Annotated in this window: 11 protein-coding genes; 4 read left to right on the forward strand and 7 right to left on the reverse strand. The window is 63.7% G+C overall.

Annotation, left to right across the window (positions count from 1 at the left end; translation table 11 throughout):
• The 4 genes from VNN55_08275 to VNN55_08290 all read right to left on the reverse strand — a co-directional run.
• Positions 1-735 (reverse strand): hypothetical protein (locus VNN55_08275; protein HWO57548.1); only part of this gene is annotated, 735 nt, incomplete at its 3' end.
• Entirely contained in the window at positions 735-2180 is a 1446-nt protein-coding gene (gene sufB / locus VNN55_08280) for a Fe-S cluster assembly protein SufB (GenBank protein ID HWO57549.1), read from the reverse strand. The genes sufB and VNN55_08275, both read right to left, overlap by 1 nt.
• A 111-nt stretch (positions 2181-2291) precedes the next feature.
• Entirely contained in the window at positions 2292-3068 is a 777-nt protein-coding gene (gene sufC, locus VNN55_08285; protein HWO57550.1) for a Fe-S cluster assembly ATPase SufC, read from the reverse strand.
• A 49-nt stretch (positions 3069-3117) separates the two neighbouring features.
• A complete protein-coding gene (locus tag VNN55_08290) occupies positions 3118-3636 on the reverse strand; it encodes an Rrf2 family transcriptional regulator (GenBank protein HWO57551.1) in 519 nt (172 codons plus the stop codon).
• A 261-nt stretch (positions 3637-3897) separates the two neighbouring features.
• Here VNN55_08290 and VNN55_08295 point away from each other — a divergent pair, with 261 nt between their 5' ends.
• The gene (locus tag VNN55_08295) at positions 3898-4374 is read left to right on the forward strand and encodes a DUF488 family protein (GenBank protein HWO57552.1); all 477 of its coding nucleotides are present in this window, start codon (positions 3898-3900) and stop codon (positions 4372-4374) included.
• A 154-nt stretch (positions 4375-4528) separates the two neighbouring features.
• Here VNN55_08295 and VNN55_08300 read toward each other — a convergent pair whose 3' ends face one another.
• The 3 genes from VNN55_08300 to VNN55_08310 all read right to left on the reverse strand — a co-directional run bounded on the left by VNN55_08300 (position 4529) and on the right by VNN55_08310 (position 7257).
• The gene (locus tag VNN55_08300; protein ID HWO57553.1) at positions 4529-5056 is read right to left on the reverse strand and encodes a hypothetical protein; all 528 of its coding nucleotides are present in this window, start codon (positions 5054-5056) and stop codon (positions 4529-4531) included.
• 84 nt (positions 5057-5140) lie between these two features.
• Positions 5141-5761 carry a superoxide dismutase gene (locus VNN55_08305; protein ID HWO57554.1) on the reverse strand — a complete coding sequence of 207 codons (621 nt, stop codon included), beginning with the start codon at positions 5759-5761 and terminating at the stop codon, positions 5141-5143.
• A gap of 380 nt (positions 5762-6141) precedes the next feature.
• Positions 6142-7257 carry an aminotransferase class I/II-fold pyridoxal phosphate-dependent enzyme gene (locus tag VNN55_08310; GenBank protein ID HWO57555.1) on the reverse strand — a complete coding sequence of 372 codons (1116 nt, stop codon included), beginning with the start codon at positions 7255-7257 and terminating at the stop codon, positions 6142-6144.
• Between the two features lie 395 nt (positions 7258-7652).
• Here VNN55_08310 and VNN55_08315 point away from each other — a divergent pair, with 395 nt between their 5' ends.
• From VNN55_08315 to VNN55_08325, 3 genes are all read left to right on the forward strand, one after another.
• Complete coding sequence (locus tag VNN55_08315; GenBank protein HWO57556.1) at positions 7653-9743, forward strand: S8 family serine peptidase; 2091 nt, start codon at positions 7653-7655, stop codon at positions 9741-9743.
• 59 nt (positions 9744-9802) lie between these two features.
• Positions 9803-11734 (forward strand): S8 family serine peptidase, encoded by a 1932-nt coding sequence (locus tag VNN55_08320; GenBank protein ID HWO57557.1) that lies wholly within the window; start codon positions 9803-9805, stop codon positions 11732-11734.
• A gap of 191 nt (positions 11735-11925) precedes the next feature.
• On the forward strand, positions 11926-15519 hold the full coding sequence (locus VNN55_08325; protein HWO57558.1) for a hypothetical protein: 3594 nt from the start codon (positions 11926-11928) through the stop codon (positions 15517-15519).
• Positions 15520-15521 lie beyond the last annotated feature (2 nt).

The following is a 15521-nucleotide window of genomic DNA, read 5'->3' on the forward strand; positions in this document are numbered from 1 at the left end:
GTAGTGGCAGCGGCCCGCCGCGCCGACAAAGACCTCGACCAGATGGCTGTTATGGGCGTCGGCGCCGTCGGCCGCGGATCCCTCGCCATATTCGTCGATCAGCGTCACCGACGCCTGCGACTCGACGATGACCAGGAGACGTCCGGCACGGAATGTGCCGCCGATCGGCTGGGCGGTCATGACATGGATCGGGCGATCGACTTCGATTCCGCGCGGGATATAGACCAGGAGGCCGCCGGTCCAGGCGGCGTTGGCGTACGCTTCATACTTGCCAAACTCAGGGCCCAGCAGTCGCCCCAGATGCGGCTGAACCAGCTCAGGGCGGCTCAGAGCGGCTTCATGCAGATCCATCACAAGCGCGCCGCGCGCCGCCAACTTGTCATCGACTGCGGTCTTCCAGACCAGGCCGTCGCGAATATACACGGCCGCGGCCAGCGATTCGCGTTCCAGCGCCCGTTCGATGACCGCCGGGAAGGCGCGCTTGGTGCCGGCCGGCGGCGGCACGGGTGCAAACCGGCCGTTGTTGTTCTCGAAGTCGGCCGGATCGGTATACCGCCACAAGTGCGTCACCCGATCGGGCCGCGGCATCTCGCGGTAGAGGTCCAGGGCGCGGCGCCGCGCCTCCGAGAGCCACTCGGGCTCGCGGTACAGCTCGGCGATGCCGGACAGCACCGACTGCGGCGTAAAGGAAACGGTGGTCTCGCTGGTCTGCATCGGAGTGCGTGTCGTGGTCATCAGCCAACCGATCCTTCCATCTCCAGTTCGATCAAACGGTTCATCTCGACGGCGTATTCCATCGGCAGTTCCTTCACAAACGGCTCGAAGAAGCCGTTGACGATCAGCATGCGCGCCTCGTCCTCGGAGAGGCCGCGGCTCTGCAGGTAAAAGATCTGCTCCTCGGCAATCTTCGAGACCCGTGCTTCGTGCTCGACGCGGACATCCTCGGCGGCAATTTCCATCGTCGGGTAGGTGTCGGAGCGCGAGTGCTCATCCAGCAGCAGCGCGTCGCACTCGACCGAGACCTTGCAGTTGGTCGCGTTCGGATAGGCCTTGACCAGCCCGCGGTAGGAGGCGCGTCCGCCGCCCTTGGAAATCGACTTGGAGGTGATGCGCGAGGTGGTGTTGGGCGCGGCATGAATGACTTTGGCGCCGGCGTCCTGATGCTGGCCGTCGCCGGCAAACGCGACCGAAAGAATCTCGGCCTTGGCCCGCTCGCCCATCAGGTACACACACGGAAACTTCATGGTCAGTTTGGAACCAAGGTTGGCGTCGACCCACTCAACGGTGGCGTCGGCGTAAGCCATGCCGCGCTTGGTCACCAGGTTGAAGACGTTGTTCGACCAGTTCTGGATCGTGGTGTAGCGAATGTACGACCCCTCGAGCGCGACCAGCTCCACCACCGCCGAGTGCAGAGAGTCGGACGAGTAGGTCGGCGCGGTGCATCCTTCGATGTAGTGCACGCGCGAGCCCTTGTCGGCAATGATGAGCGTCCGCTCAAACTGCCCCATGTTCTTGGCATTGATGCGGAAGTAGGCCTGCAACGGGATCTTCACATCGACTCCGGGCGGGACATAGATGAAGGAGCCGCCCGACCAGACCGCCGAGTTGAGCGCGGCGAATTTATTGTCGGCGAATGGAATGACGGTGCCGAAATACTGGCGCACCAGTTCGGGATGCTCGCGCAGTCCCGAATCCATGTCCAGAAAGATCACGCCGAGTTTGGTCAGATCCTCGCGCAGGGAGTGATAGACGACCTCCGATTCGTACTGCGCCGAGACGCCGCCGAGGAACTTCTGCTCCGCCTCGGGGATGCCGAGCCGGTCAAAGGTCCGCTTCACGTTGGCGGGCACATCGTCCCACGACCGCCCCGGCTTCTCGGCGGAACTCACATAGTAATGGATGTCGTCGAACTGAATCGAGTTGAGCAGTTCGGTGTCGCCCCACTTCGGCATCGGCTTGGCGAGAAAGGCGTCGTAGGACGCGTGGCGGAACTCGCGCATCCAGTCGGGCTCGTTTTTGAGGCGCGAGATCATCTCGACCACCTCATGGCTGATGCCCTTGGGAAATTTCTTGAAATACTCCTCGGGATCGGCAAACCCGTAGCGGGTCGCGTAGTCCTCGCGGAGGTTCAGTTCCGGCTTCGGTTCATCCCGGACCGGGATCCTTGACAGATCAGACATGGCTTCTCCTTGGGTCCTTCATTAGGCTTGCGCGACCAGCGGAGCGCGGCTCGCCAGGAGGCTCGCTCTCCCTGCCGCCGTGCTTCGCGCAAGTCGACATCGCCGAGCCGTTCAGGCCACCGCCGCGCCGGCGCGGACTTCGTTTTCGATCCACTCGTACCCCTTCTCCTCGAGCATGTGCGCCAGTTCCGGGCCGCCGGAGCGCACGATCCGTCCCTCCATAAAAACATGGACGTGGTGGGGCTTGACGTAATTGAGAATGCGCTGGTAATGCGTCACCAACAGCACGCCGACCTTGTCCCCGACCACGCGATTGATGCCCTGTGACACGACCTGGAGGGCGTCGATGTCGAGGCCGGAATCGGTCTCGTCGAGCAGCGCGACCTTCGGCTTGAGCATGGCCATCTGCAGGATCTCCAGGCGCTTCTTTTCGCCGCCGGAGAACCCGTCATTGACGTAGCGCGTGGCGAACGCAGGGTCGATCTCCAGTTTTTCGAACTCGGCCATAAGGTCCTTGCGGAAACTCTTCATCGCCGCTTCATCGCCGCCGGTGCGCGCCTTGACCGCGGCGCGCAGGAAGTTGGCAACGGTGACGCCGGGCACGGCGACCGGATACTGGAAGGCGAGGAACATCCCCTTGCGCGATTTCTCGTCGGCCTCGGCCTCCGTCACATCCTCGCCATTGACCCAGATGCGTCCCTGCGTGAGCGTGTAGGCCGGATGGCCCATGAGAGCGTTGGCAAACGTGCTCTTGCCGGAGCCGTTGGGGCCCATCAGCGCGTGTATCTCGCCCGGCTGGATCGTCAGGGAGACACCCTTGACGACTTCCTTTTCGCCGATGGCGACATGGACATTCTCACATCGAAAGGCGGGGTGCTGGTCGGACATGATCTCTGCTTTCTCCTTCGTATGGTGGCATCAACAAATCATCAATTCATTATTGGATCACGGGCAGCGGCTTGCCCTGCCCCGGCGTGGCAGGACCGAGGAGTTGCCCCACGGTCGCTTCGATATGACCGCGCAGATTGACCACCACCGGCCCCTGCTCGCCGACGAGGTCGGACAGCCGGATCCGATGCAGGACACCGGAGATGAGGCCGTCGAGCACACCCCAGAGCGATTTGACCGAGCAGGCGGTGGAGTTGATACAGATCATCAGTTCGCCGGTGTGCTTGCCGCAGAAGTTGTCGTCGAACATCCGTCCGCCCAGCGCCTCGACCACCTGACCGATGGTGATGTCTTCCGGACGGCCATTGAGCGCATAGCCGCCGGCGCGTCCGCGCACGCTCTGAACGAATCCGGCCTCACGCAGAAGCATCATCAGCTTGCGGACATTGGCGACCGAGAGCCCCTCACCTTCGGCGATTTCGCTGATAGTGAGCGACTCGCCTTCCGGGCAACGTCCCAGCCGCAGGAGGCATCGCAGGCCGTATTCTTCCAACGCGCTGATTTTCATCGTCTTAACTATCCTGACGTCCCACCATCTCCTCGGCGGGGCGTTATGTATACGAAAAAGTAAACATTTGGAGCAAGGAAAATGATCCCGATTTGACAGTGACGCATAAGTCAGTGCAAGACAGACAGTTAATTGCTTGGTCGATACGGCCTGGCTGGTCGGAATACTCGCGGATTTGTGACCTCTAAGCACAATCGGGTGATGGAATACCGTGCGATGAGATTGTGATCGGCGTATCAAACGAGAAAGGCAGAAGTGATCATGGCAATCAGCGTGAAACGTGTCTATGACCCGCCTGTCGCCGGCGACGGCTTGCGGGTTCTGGTGGACCGGCTTTGGCCGCGCGGTCTGTCAAAAGCCGCGGCGAGAATTGATCTGTGGGTTCGAGATCTGTCCCCTTCTCATGAGCTGCGGCAGTGGTATGCGCACGATCCGGAGAAGTGGACGGAGTTCAAGCGCCGCTATTTCACAGAGCTGGCCGAACACGCCGAAGCGCTGGCCGAGCTCGCCGCCACGGCGCGACGACGCCAGGTCACACTGCTGTTCGGCTCGCGGGAACTGCGCCGCAACAACGCCTGCGCCCTGAAGGAAGCCCTGCAGGCATCGACAGGAAATTCGGCGCCGGCGCGTAGAGTCGTCCCTCGATCCGCCTCCCGCAGCGGAACCAAAAAGAGAAGCGGGCCGGCCAAGAGGCCGACCCGCGATCCTCGACGCCGATCAACCGACTCGACGACCTGACAGGTTGCTGAAAAAGTCAGGTCCGACGCATGAAGCGGCCAATGTCATGCCGAGCGAAGCGACGCACCTGCTGATTTCACCTATGAACCGGAAAAAGCAGACCCTTCGCTCCGTCCGGGAGACAGAGCGAGACTCTGGGTTCTTCAGCAACGTGCTAATGGAAGAATGTCCACCCGGCGGTCACCTTGAAGTCGGGTGAATCGGCCAGGCCCAGCTTTGCCTCGAGGAAAAAGCGGTGGCCATTGCGCAGCCCCTTCTCGATGCCGCCCAGCAGATTCACGCCGAGTTCGGTGTCGGAGTCATCGGCGTGCGACGCGGCATCCGCCATCATATTCCCCTTGAAGTCCTCGTGGGAATCGTAGTTGATGAAATTCACGCCCAGTCCCCCGCCGAGGTAGGGAGTCCAGACATCCCAGCGGGACTGGAAACGATAGGCGGCCTCGAGATTGATGGCGAAGATGGTCAGGTCATCGCCGATGCCGACTTCGAGGTTGGGTTGAAAGCGGATGTGCTCGGCGAAGTTGCCGAAGTCGACGTGCGCGCCGAAGTGAATCTGATCGGGATCGATGGTCACTCCGACCCGCGGCCCCCAGCCGCGCCAGCCGGTCTTCGTCATCGGATCGGCGTGCGCCATCGCGGGCATCAGCACCAGCAGCGCTGCAAGTATGGTCAGTTTTCGCATGGGACCCTCCTTGGCGCCAACATACGGCCACAAAAAGGCAGCCGCCAGCGAAACCGGGCGGCTGCCTGATGTGCGCGTGACGGTTTACTTCGCCGACTTGAAGTGCCCGGCGACGACATCCCAGTTGACGACATTCCACCAGGCGGCAATGTAGTCGGGGCGGCGGTTCTGGTACTTCAGATAGTAGGCATGCTCCCAGACATCGAGCCCGAGAATCGGCGTGCCGGTCACATCGGCGACACCCTTCATCAGGGGCGAGTCTTGATTGGGCGTGGAGGTGATGACCAGCTTGCCGCCGGTAACGACCAGCCAGGCCCAGCCGGAGCCGAATCGTCCCAGACCGGCCGCGGCAAACTGCTCCTTGAACGTGGCGAATGAGCCGAAGGCGCCATTGATGGCCGAGGCGAGATCGCCGGCGGGTTCCTTGGCGCCGCCCGGCTTCATCAGCTCCCAGAAGAACGAGTGATTGGCGTGGCCGCCGCCGTTGTTGCGGACCGCCATGCGCTTGGCTTCGGGCACCTTGGAGAGATCGGCGATCAACTGGTGTAGGGGCGTCTCCTCCAGGCCGGTGCCGGCCAGGGCGTTGTTGAGATTGTTGACGTAGGCCTGATGATGCTTGCCGTGATGGATTTCCATCGTCTGCGCGTCGATGTAGGGTTCGAGCGCATTAAAGGCATAGGGCAATTGCGGGAGAACGTGCGGCATTACCTTGACTCCTTCCTGTGTTTGGTCCTGGCCGAGAAGCGCTTTCGGCGCCAACATGGCGGCGACACCGAGGGCTCCAGCGCGGACGAAATCACGACGGTCCATGAATATGCTCCTTGTCAATCTCTGCGACAGTCAGCAACGCCTTCCGCGATCCCGCCCGCGGTCGATGGCCTTTGCTAACGCCCCCTTGAACCACCGGGGCGGGAATGAGTTCCCGTCCACCCACAGTCATCCCTAATCTGTCATCGCTCGCAGTTCGCGGCAAGAGTGGGCGGCGGCGTGACGATGCGTGAATATGCGGTGCCTGGCTGGAAGATGTCAGCAATGTCATACATTGATTAAACCGCCTCCCCATCGTCTCCCAACTCCGGTTTGTTTTACACTTCCTGCAAAGTCTGCGAAAAGACCTCGGCGAAGTCGGCGCGCTGTGCGGGAGTGCCAACGGTGACCCGGACACAACGGTCAAGCGGCGCCTCGCCCGGCATGCGGATGAACACGCCACGCGCCAGCAGCGCTTGGAGCGCCGCGCGGGCGCGGGCATGGCTGCCCAGATCGAAACAGACGAAGTTCGTGGCCGAGGGGATGACGGGCACTCCGAGACACTCGGCGAGGTCTCCGTAGTCGCGCCGTCCTTCTTCCACCGCGCGGATGACGCCGTCCACAAACCCGGGGTCGTCGAGCGAGGCCACCGCCCCGGCCTGGGCGATGCGGCTGACTTCGAATTGGTTGCGGAAGCGGCCGATGGCGACGATCAACTCGACAGGACCAATCGCATAACCGATACGCGCGCCGGCCATGCCGTGGGCTTTTGAAAAAGTGCGCAGACGGATCAGGTTCGGACGCTCGGCCTGTGGCAGCGGCACAGCGTCCGCGGCCGCGAATTCGTGGTAGGCCTCATCGAGCAACAGCAGGCACTCCTCGGGCTGCAGTTCGATGAACTCGGCGATCTGCGCGCGATGATGCCAACTGCCCGACGGGTTGTCGGGGTTGGCCAGGTAGACCAGTCGGGCGCTTTCCTTTCGCGCGGCATCCAGCAGGGCCGGCAGATCGGCGCGGTCATCACGGTATGGCACTGCTACCAGTCGGCCACCGAAAGCGCGCACATGATAGGCGAAGGTCGGATAGGTGCCGCGCGTAGCCACCACCGTATCGCCGGGATCAACCAGCGCGCGCACCACATAGCCGAGCAGCCCATCAATGCCGTTGCCGATCAAGAGATGGTCGATGCCGATTCCCAGGTTCTTTGCCAGCGCGGCGCGCAGAGCATACGATTCAGGGTCGCCATACCAGCCAACCGCGGCGATGGCCTCCTGCATCGCCGTCCACGCGCGCGGCGAAATCCCGAAGGCGCTCTCGTTGGCGCCCAGCCGCAACCGCAAGGGAATCCCGTGGGCACGTTCCAGCGCCTCGGGCGCGACAAAGGGCGTGCTCGGCGGCAACGCGGCAATCAGGCGCGACAAGGGCGGCGCCAAGGCGATGGGTTGGTCGGACATCGGCGCTCAAATACCACAGGGGTGACAAAAAGAAAAGGGATTTAACCCGCTTTGCTCCGATTCGATTGGGCCGCATGGCCTAAGAGGCACTGGCGCGGACAGGATCTTGCAGGCCGGTCGATTGACAGTTCCACGAAAGTGATTATATTACAACAGAATGGGGGCTGTCACCCGGCCGCCGCCCATCCGCCAGGTACCTCAGACCGTTGACCCTTGAGGCATTGGACAACTGAATCGAATCAACCGGACGTTCCGCTCTTTGTGTGCGTGAGATCGACATGCGAGGTGTAGAAGTGCGTTTGCTCCGATGTGCGGCCTGGTTCGCGGCGCTTGTCGTTTTCCTGATCACAACTGAAGCGGCCCGGGCCGCGCGGGATACACGCGGATACGCGCCGTTGCGTCGGGTCGCGCGTCCGGCCAAGGCCACGATCAGTCCGCTGGCTCCGCCCGGCGATGTGGTGGTGAAGTTCCGCGAAGGGCTGACCGTGCATTCCGGCCGGGCGCGTCTGGGTCACGCCAATGCCGCCCGTGTGGTCAACGCCTTCAACCGACGGGGGCTGCCGAGCCCGCTTCCCTCGGTCCCCGGCGATCCGGAGACCATGCGCGGCCGCCGGCTGACGGCGGAAGATCGGGTCCGCGCGTTGCTGCCCGACTTGTCACTGTATTTCCGGCTCCCGCTTGCGGACCCATTGTTGGCCACGGAGCTGATTGATGAGTTGAATTCGCTCGACGAAGTCGAGCTGGCCTACTTTGCGCCGCGTCCCGAAGTGGCGCGTCTGCGCGGCACGGACTCATCGGGGTTGCATCAATACGCGCCCGCGGCCACGACCCCGAACTTTGAAGCGGGCCAGTTGTATCTCGGCGCCGCGCCCGGCGGCGTCGACGCGCGGGCGGCATGGACACTGCCCGGCGGCACGGGCATCGGGACGCAGATCATCGACGTCGAGTACGGCTGGCAGCTGACGCATGAGGACCTGCCCGGCGGACCGTCGGCGGTGGTGATCGGATTCAATCCACAGAATGACACCCACCATGGCACGGCGGTGCTGGGCGAGATGGCCGCCGGCCGCAACGGCATCGGCATGACCGGCATCGCGTACGAGACCGACATCGGCATCTCGTCGGTGTGGACCATGTCGACGGCCAGCGCGATTGTGCTGGCGACCGATTCCTCCAATCCCGGCGACGCCATCCTGATCGAACTGCATGCCCCCGGCCCCCATTACAACTTCCAAGGCCGTGACGACCAGGCCGGGTATGTCGCAATGGAGTACTGGCAGGACAATTTCGACGCCATGCTCTATGCCTGGGCCAACGGCGTGATTGTCTGCGAGGCGGCGGGGAATGGATCGGAGAATTTCGACGATCCCATGTATGACAGTCTCTTCCACCCGGCCTACCGGTATTCGCACGCGATCATCTGCGGCGCGGGCAACCCGCCGAATTCCACCGACAATGACCGGTCACCGCTGACCTTTTCCAACTATGGCCAGCGGGTCGACCTGCAGGGGTACGGCATCCTCGTGTACACGCTCGGGTATGGCGATCTCTACAACGCGGGCGGGATCGACTACTACTACACCGCCGGATTCTCCGGGACGTCATCGGCCTCGCCGATCGTCACCGGCGCGGTGTTGTGTGTGTCCGGCGTGTTCCAGCAGATGCTCGGGATTGTGCCGGATGCCGACACGATCCGGAATCTGCTCATCAACACCGGTTCGCCGCAGCAATTCCCCCTTCTCACGCGCCACATCGGGCCGCGACCGAATCTGCGGGCGGCGTTGGCGACACTGTTTGACCCGGTCGACTCCGTCTGGTACGGCGATGTGATGCTGCAGTCGGGGGAATCGGGGGCGATCCCGATCACGCTGTCCAACAGCCATCCGGTGCGGGACATCTATCTGCCATTCGTGTTGAGCGGTCCGGCGCCCATCGCCATCGATTCGCTGACCCGTGGTCCGCGCACGGACTACTTCGAGTATCTGCAGATCGCCTACGACGCCCGTCCCTCGGGCATCGCGGGGTATACCCTACGGGCCGACAACGGCGGCGGCTCTCCGCCTCTGGCCCCAGGGTCGGGCGTGGTTGCCTGGTTGTGGGTGCGTGCCGGTGACGGCCCGGGTAATCAGGCCGATGTCCTGGACACCGCCTGGCTGGGAAGTTCGACCCGGCTGCGTCTGGTCAGCGTCTTCGACGACGGATACCCGGACTACTTCGCGCCCGGCACGGTCACCGCCGTGCCGGCCTGTGACTGCACCCTGCATGGCGATTTGAACGCGAACGGAGTGCTCGACATCACGGACGTAGTGGGGGTCGTCAATGTGGCGTTCCGTGCCGGAGCGCCGGCGGCCAGCGACCCCGGTTGTCCGCATGCGACTCGTGCCGATTATACATGTAATGGCCAGATCGACATCCTCGACGTGGTCCGGGCCGTGGACGTGGTTTTCCGCGGCGGCCCGCCGGTGTGCGATCCGTGCGCGCTCTAAGAGTGCAAACCCCGTTGATCAACACTGATGGGGAACCCGATCAATAAAGGGCCGATTTGATGACGAAGACTGTTGCCGCTGTGTTCACGTTATGGCTGCTGCTCGGATTGTCGCCGACAGCCCAGGCCGAGGTGGACCGTTCGCGAATTATTGTCCGCCTGGTCCCCAGCCTGAACGCGGATCAAACCATTACCAAAGGGCGCAGCGGCCGCGGCGATTTCGACCGCGCCGTCGCGGCGCTGAAAATCGAACGGGCCGAGCAGTTGATTTCTCCAGCCCGAACGACCGCTTCCCAGCGCTCGTTGGCGCGCCGCATGGGGCTGCATGACTTTGTGGCCGTCACCGTCCCCGCCGGGGCCGATCCCGATGCGATCCTGGCAGAGCTGAAGCGCTCGCCTGATGTTGAAGCCGCGGAATTTGACGCGGTGGTACGGGCGGTCGGGTCGGCGGTTGTCCCCAACGACACCTACTTCGCATCCGCCCAGTACGCGCTGCGCAATACGGGCACGCAACCGCCCTTTGATCCCGGCACCGCGGACGCCGACATTGACATGGACGCGGCGTGGGAGTACACCACCGGCGATTCGAGCATCGTGCTGGCCATTATCGACACGGGGATCGATCCCTCGCATCCGGAGTTCCAGGGCCGGTTGTGGATGAACCCCGGCGAGGAGTTTGACGAGGAGGACAACGACGGCAACGGCTTTGTCGACGACGGTTTCGGCTGGAATTTCATCAACGACAACAACGCCACCAATGACGACAACGGCCACGGCACCCATGTCGCGGGCATTGCCGCGGGCACCGGCAACAACGGCATCGGCATCGCGGGCGTTAATTGGCACTGCCGGATCATGGCGGTGCGTGTGCTCGGCGCCGACGGCTCGGGGACGGCCTCCTCGGTGGCCAACGGCATCGTGTATGCCGCCGATGAGGGCGCGCAGGTGATCAGCATGTCGCTGGGACATCTCGGCGCGCCGGCGCTGGTGGAATCGACCGCGGTCGCTTACGCTGAATCCCTCGGCGTGATCGTGGTGGCGGCCATGGGCAACGATGATGTCGGGGCCCAGCATTGGCCGGCGGCGTTCAACGGCGTCATCTCGGTCGGCGCCACCGACTCCGACGACCTACGCGCCGATCCCTTCTGCTACTCGCCGTCCTCCGGTTCCAACTATGGCGCCTGGATCGACGTGTGTGCCCCCGGGGACAATGTCTGGAGCACCTATCCGGTGGCCTGGGGTGGCTACGCCAACCTCTGCGGAACATCGATGGCCACACCGCATGTCTCCGGATTGATCTCGCTGATGCTGGGTCTGCGACCCGGCTGGCCCGCCGATTCCGTGCTGCACATTCTCACGCGCACGGCCGACGACCAGGTGGGGCGTCCCGGCGAGGACACGCCCGGATTCGACATTTACCACGGCTGGGGACGGATCAACGCCGCGGCGGCGTTGCGTGTGCTGTCAGTGTCGTTTGCGCCTGTCATCGACGGGCCCGATTCGGTCTGGGTCACCGAAGGCGAGCCGCTGGCGTTCGGCCTGACCGCGTTCGATTCGAATTTGACGGCGCTGTCCTTTGCCATCTCGCCCTTGGCCAATGCCGTGCTGACTGATCACGGCGATGGCACGGCGACCGTGGATTTTCTCCCAGACTACACGCAGTCGGGCGAGTACCTGCTGAATTGCACGGTGACCGACGGCGCGCTCATCGATTCGTTGCCGATCGTGGTCACCGTGGCCAATGGTTGTCAATGCCCCTGCTCTGCCGATCCGGCCTGCAATGGCCTGACCGATGTCGTCGATGTGATCTCGGTCATCGGCGTGGCTTTCCGCGGAAACGATCCGATTCTGGACGTCGATTGCTTCCCCAATCCGGGCGGACGGACCGACGTGAACTGCTCCGGGGCCAGTGACGTGGTCGATGTGGTGCGAATCATTGATGTGGCCTTCCGCGGGCAAGCGCCCACCTTCTGCAATCCCTGCGACCTGTGACCCGCGCCCCGCGAGGCACGTTGGAAAGGCCGGGCGTGATGCCCGGCCTTTTGTCTTGATTCCCCCCGTGGCAGACAACTCTTTGAAACTCCCGCCGGAGTGCCGCGTAGGATTCTGGCGATGGCGCGCGCGCCGACGCGCGCCGTTCCGTTGCAATCAATGTGTGTTCCATCACGAATAGAGGAGTGCGTATGTCCCAGTCTGGAGTGGCGCTGACGGCCGCCGCGGCGCTGGCCGCGCTGGCGTGGGCCGGCACCGGCCATGCCGACCCGGCCTTTGATGGCCTGCGGCAGGATCAACGGATCGCCGACTTTGCGGTGGTCAATGTCTACGACAACGGCGCCGGCGCGGCCATGGGAGCGCGTTTCCGGCACGTGCCGTCGGGTTTTGTGCTCGATGTGTTGCGCATTCAGACGGTGCCGCAGGCGTTCATGTGGGTCAATTCGCCGCCGCCCTCCGACCAGGGCGAGCCGCACACCTGCGAGCATCTGCTGCTCGGCAAGGGCACGCGGGGACGGTATGTCGCCTCGCTGGAGGACATGTCGTTGGGCAACTCGAGCGCCTTCACCATGCAGATGGAGACCTGCTACCACTACCACACCGCGGCGGGCGCCGATGTCTTCTTCGAGCTGATGGAGAAGAAACTCGAAGCGATGCTCTATCCGACCTTCAGCGACGAGGAAATTCGCCGCGAGGTCTGTCACATGGGGCTGAAGTTCAATCCCGAAGACAGCACCTATACGCTGGAGGAAAAGGGAACGGTCTACAACGAGATGGTCTCGACCTACGAGCGCCCCTGGTCGCCGCTGTTCCGTGAGATGGGCATCCTGCAGTATGGACCGCGCCATCCGTTGTGCCTCGACGCCGGCGGGTATCCGGATTCGATCCGCACGATGACGCCGGATGACATGCGGCGGTTCATTTCCGCGACGCACCATCTCAACAACATGTGCATGATCGTGGCGATTCCGGATGACATTTCGCTGGAGGATTGCCTGGCGCGCACCAGCGCGATCTTCGCCAGACTGGAGCCGAACGCGACGCCCGGCGAGGATCCCGCTTTCGGGCGCGAGCGGGTGCCGCCGCCGCAGCCGGCGCCGGCGGGATTGGTCACGCAGGTGGGGTTCCCGCATCAGAACCCGGCCGAGCCGGGTGTGCTGGTCTTTGGCTGGCAGCCAAACCGGTCGCTGGCCAACAATGACCTATACCTTCTCGAACTCCTCTGGGCCAATCTCGCCGGAGATGAGACCTCGGTCTTGTATCAGAAATTCATCGATTCGCAGAAGCGCGAGATGGACATCGGCGCCAGTTCGGTCTTCGCCTGGACCTCCAGCGACCCCGGTCAGCCGTTGTATGTCGGCTTCGACAATGTGCGCCGCGACGCTCTGTCCGATTCGACGATCCTGCGGGTGCGCGACCTGGTCATGCGCGAAATCGCGCGGATCGCCTCCTGGCCCGACGGCTCGACTGAGCTGGCGGCCTTCAACGAGCAGGCCAGGGCCCGTATCATCGAGCGCCGCCGCGAGATTCGTCGATTCCTCAACTCGCCGCCGCAGTTCGGCTACCGCGGCACCGGTTCGCGCTGGATGGAGCATCTGCGCCGTCTGCAGAGGGAGCCGGGATTCCGCAAATCCCTGGCGCTGGACGAAGAGGTGAACTACGCCGAGGCGGCGTTAAGCTCCGGGGCCAACCCATGGCGGGCATTGATCGCAACCGCGCGCATCGACGCGCCGCTCCCCTACGCGGTGGCGGCGGTCCCCGATCCGGCGTTGCTGGAGAAGACCGAAGCGGAACGAAAAGCGCGGGTGGCGGCCTACATCGCCGAGCTGAAACGGCAGTACAACGTCGCCAGCGACGCCGAGGCGATCGAGAAATTCCGCGCCGACTACGACGCGCAGACCGCGCTCATCGAGGCGGCGGCGGCAACCATCCCGATGCCGAAGTTCATCGACAACCCGCCGATGACGCTGGACGATCAGTTGCGGTATGCGGTGGACCGTCTCCCCGGCGGCGGACCGCTGGTCAATTCGACCTTTGACAACATGACGGGCGCCACCGTGGGGCTCGCCTTTAACATGAATGTGGTCCCCGAGGAGCTGCTGCTTTACACCGCGGCGCTGCCGACGCTTTTGACCGATGTCGGTATCGTGCGCGACGGCCGTCCGATTCCCTACGACCAGGTGCGCGACCAGATTCGCCGCGACATCCTTGAACTGTATGCCTACTACTCGACCAACGCCCGGACCGAGCGCACCGAACTGGTCGTGCGCGGCGCCGGCAGCGATCTGGCGGAATCGGAGCGTGCCATCGGCTGGATCGGCGAGGTGATCTTCTCCGCCGATTGGCGGGTGGAGAACCTTCCGCGTCTGCGCGACGCGATCGATCTGGCGTTGGCCAACACGCGCAACACCATGCGCAACGCCGAGGAAGCCTGGGTCGACGATCCCGCCAACGCCTACTGGCGGCAAACCAATCCGCTCTATCTGCACACCGGTTCCTTCCTGACGCAGACCCATGCGTTGCACCGCCTGCGCTGGCGCCTGAAGGATCCCGGACCGGAGACATCGCTGCGGCTCTTCGCCGAATTCATGGATGGGCTGGCCGACTATGGCCGGACCGCGTCGCGGGACGATCTGACGGTGCTGGTCGGCGTGCTTTCGCCGGAGGGAAAAGCCGAGGGGACGTTGTCGGCGCGCGGCAAGAAGACGGCGCAGACGCTGACCAACCTGCCGGAACCGGCGCGCACGCTGGCCTACGAGGCGGTCAAGGACCTGCGCTTGTCACTGTCCGACATTCCCGATGCAACGTTGGGCACGGACTGGGACTACCTGTGCCGACAGATGGTCGCCGATTTGACAGTGCCGCCGGCGCAGGCGCTTGATGAATTGCGCCGCGTGATGTCGCTGGTGCTGGCCGGCGACAATGTCCGCGCCTTCACCATCGGCTCGTCCGCCAATCAGAAGGCGCTGGGGATGCGATTGGAGGAGATCACGCGCCGGCTTTCCCCGACGCCGTCGCGCCGTCAAGCATACGACAACCGCCCGCGCGTCGTGCAGCGGCTCCAGGAACGAACGCCCGGTATGGGGCGCCCGGTGTACGTTGGCTTGGTCAACGAGAACACCCGCGCGGGTGTGCACATCAACACCGCGCCCTGCGCCAGTTACGCCGACCATGACCGCGATCGTCTGCTCGATTTCCTTTCGGCGCGGCTCTACGGCGGCGGCGGCGCCCACAGCATGTTCATGAAGACTTGGGGCGCGGGGCTGGCCTATTCGAACGGCCTGCGCTCCAACGAGGCAACCGGACGCATCATCTATTACGCCGAGCGCTGCCCCGATCTGGCGCAGACGATGCAGTTTGTCGTCGATCAGCTGAAGAACGCGCCATACGACACGTCGCTGGCCGAGTATGCGATCGCGCAGGCGTTCGGATCGTACCGCTCCGGCTCACGCTACGAGACGCGCGGCGAGGCGATGGCGGCCGACCTGGCCGACGGCGTTACCCCCGATGCGGTGCGTTCCTTCCGGCAGGGCATCCTGTCGCTGCGCGATTCGCGCGATCTCTATGGTGAGTTGCACGACCGCATGCCGTATGTGTATGGCGCAATCCTGCCGGGATATGGCGTCTCCGAGGACGAAGTGCCCGGCTCCATCCCCTTTGTCATCGGACCGGAGAAGCAGTTCGAATCGTATGAGAAGTACCTGAAATCGGTGGAGGGGGAGACTGTGCGGCTGTACCGTCTCTACCCGCGCGATTTCTGGATCGTGGCGCCGGTGGCCAACTGAGA

It is taken from the genome of bacterium, assembly GCA_035559435.1.
Lineage (GTDB): Bacteria > Zixibacteria > MSB-5A5 > WJJR01 > WJJR01 > JACQFV01.

What these genes read in the sequence shown, in the direction of transcription:
- sufB (HWO57549.1), bottom strand. Translation starts at nt 2,180, where the DNA reads ATGTCTGATCTGTCAAGGATCCCGGTCCGGGATGAACCGAAGCCGGAA.
- sufC (HWO57550.1), bottom strand. Translation starts at nt 3,068, where the DNA reads ATGTCCGACCAGCACCCCGCCTTTCGATGTGAGAATGTCCATGTCGCC.
- VNN55_08290 (HWO57551.1), bottom strand. Translation starts at nt 3,636, where the DNA reads ATGAAAATCAGCGCGTTGGAAGAATACGGCCTGCGATGCCTCCTGCGG.
- VNN55_08295 (HWO57552.1), top strand. Translation starts at nt 3,898, where the DNA reads ATGGCAATCAGCGTGAAACGTGTCTATGACCCGCCTGTCGCCGGCGAC.
- VNN55_08300 (HWO57553.1), bottom strand. Translation starts at nt 5,056, where the DNA reads ATGCGAAAACTGACCATACTTGCAGCGCTGCTGGTGCTGATGCCCGCG.
- VNN55_08305 (HWO57554.1), bottom strand. Translation starts at nt 5,761, where the DNA reads ATGCCGCACGTTCTCCCGCAATTGCCCTATGCCTTTAATGCGCTCGAA.
- VNN55_08310 (HWO57555.1), bottom strand. Translation starts at nt 7,257, where the DNA reads ATGTCCGACCAACCCATCGCCTTGGCGCCGCCCTTGTCGCGCCTGATT.
- VNN55_08320 (HWO57557.1), top strand. Translation starts at nt 9,803, where the DNA reads ATGACGAAGACTGTTGCCGCTGTGTTCACGTTATGGCTGCTGCTCGGA.
- VNN55_08325 (HWO57558.1), top strand. Translation starts at nt 11,926, where the DNA reads ATGTCCCAGTCTGGAGTGGCGCTGACGGCCGCCGCGGCGCTGGCCGCG.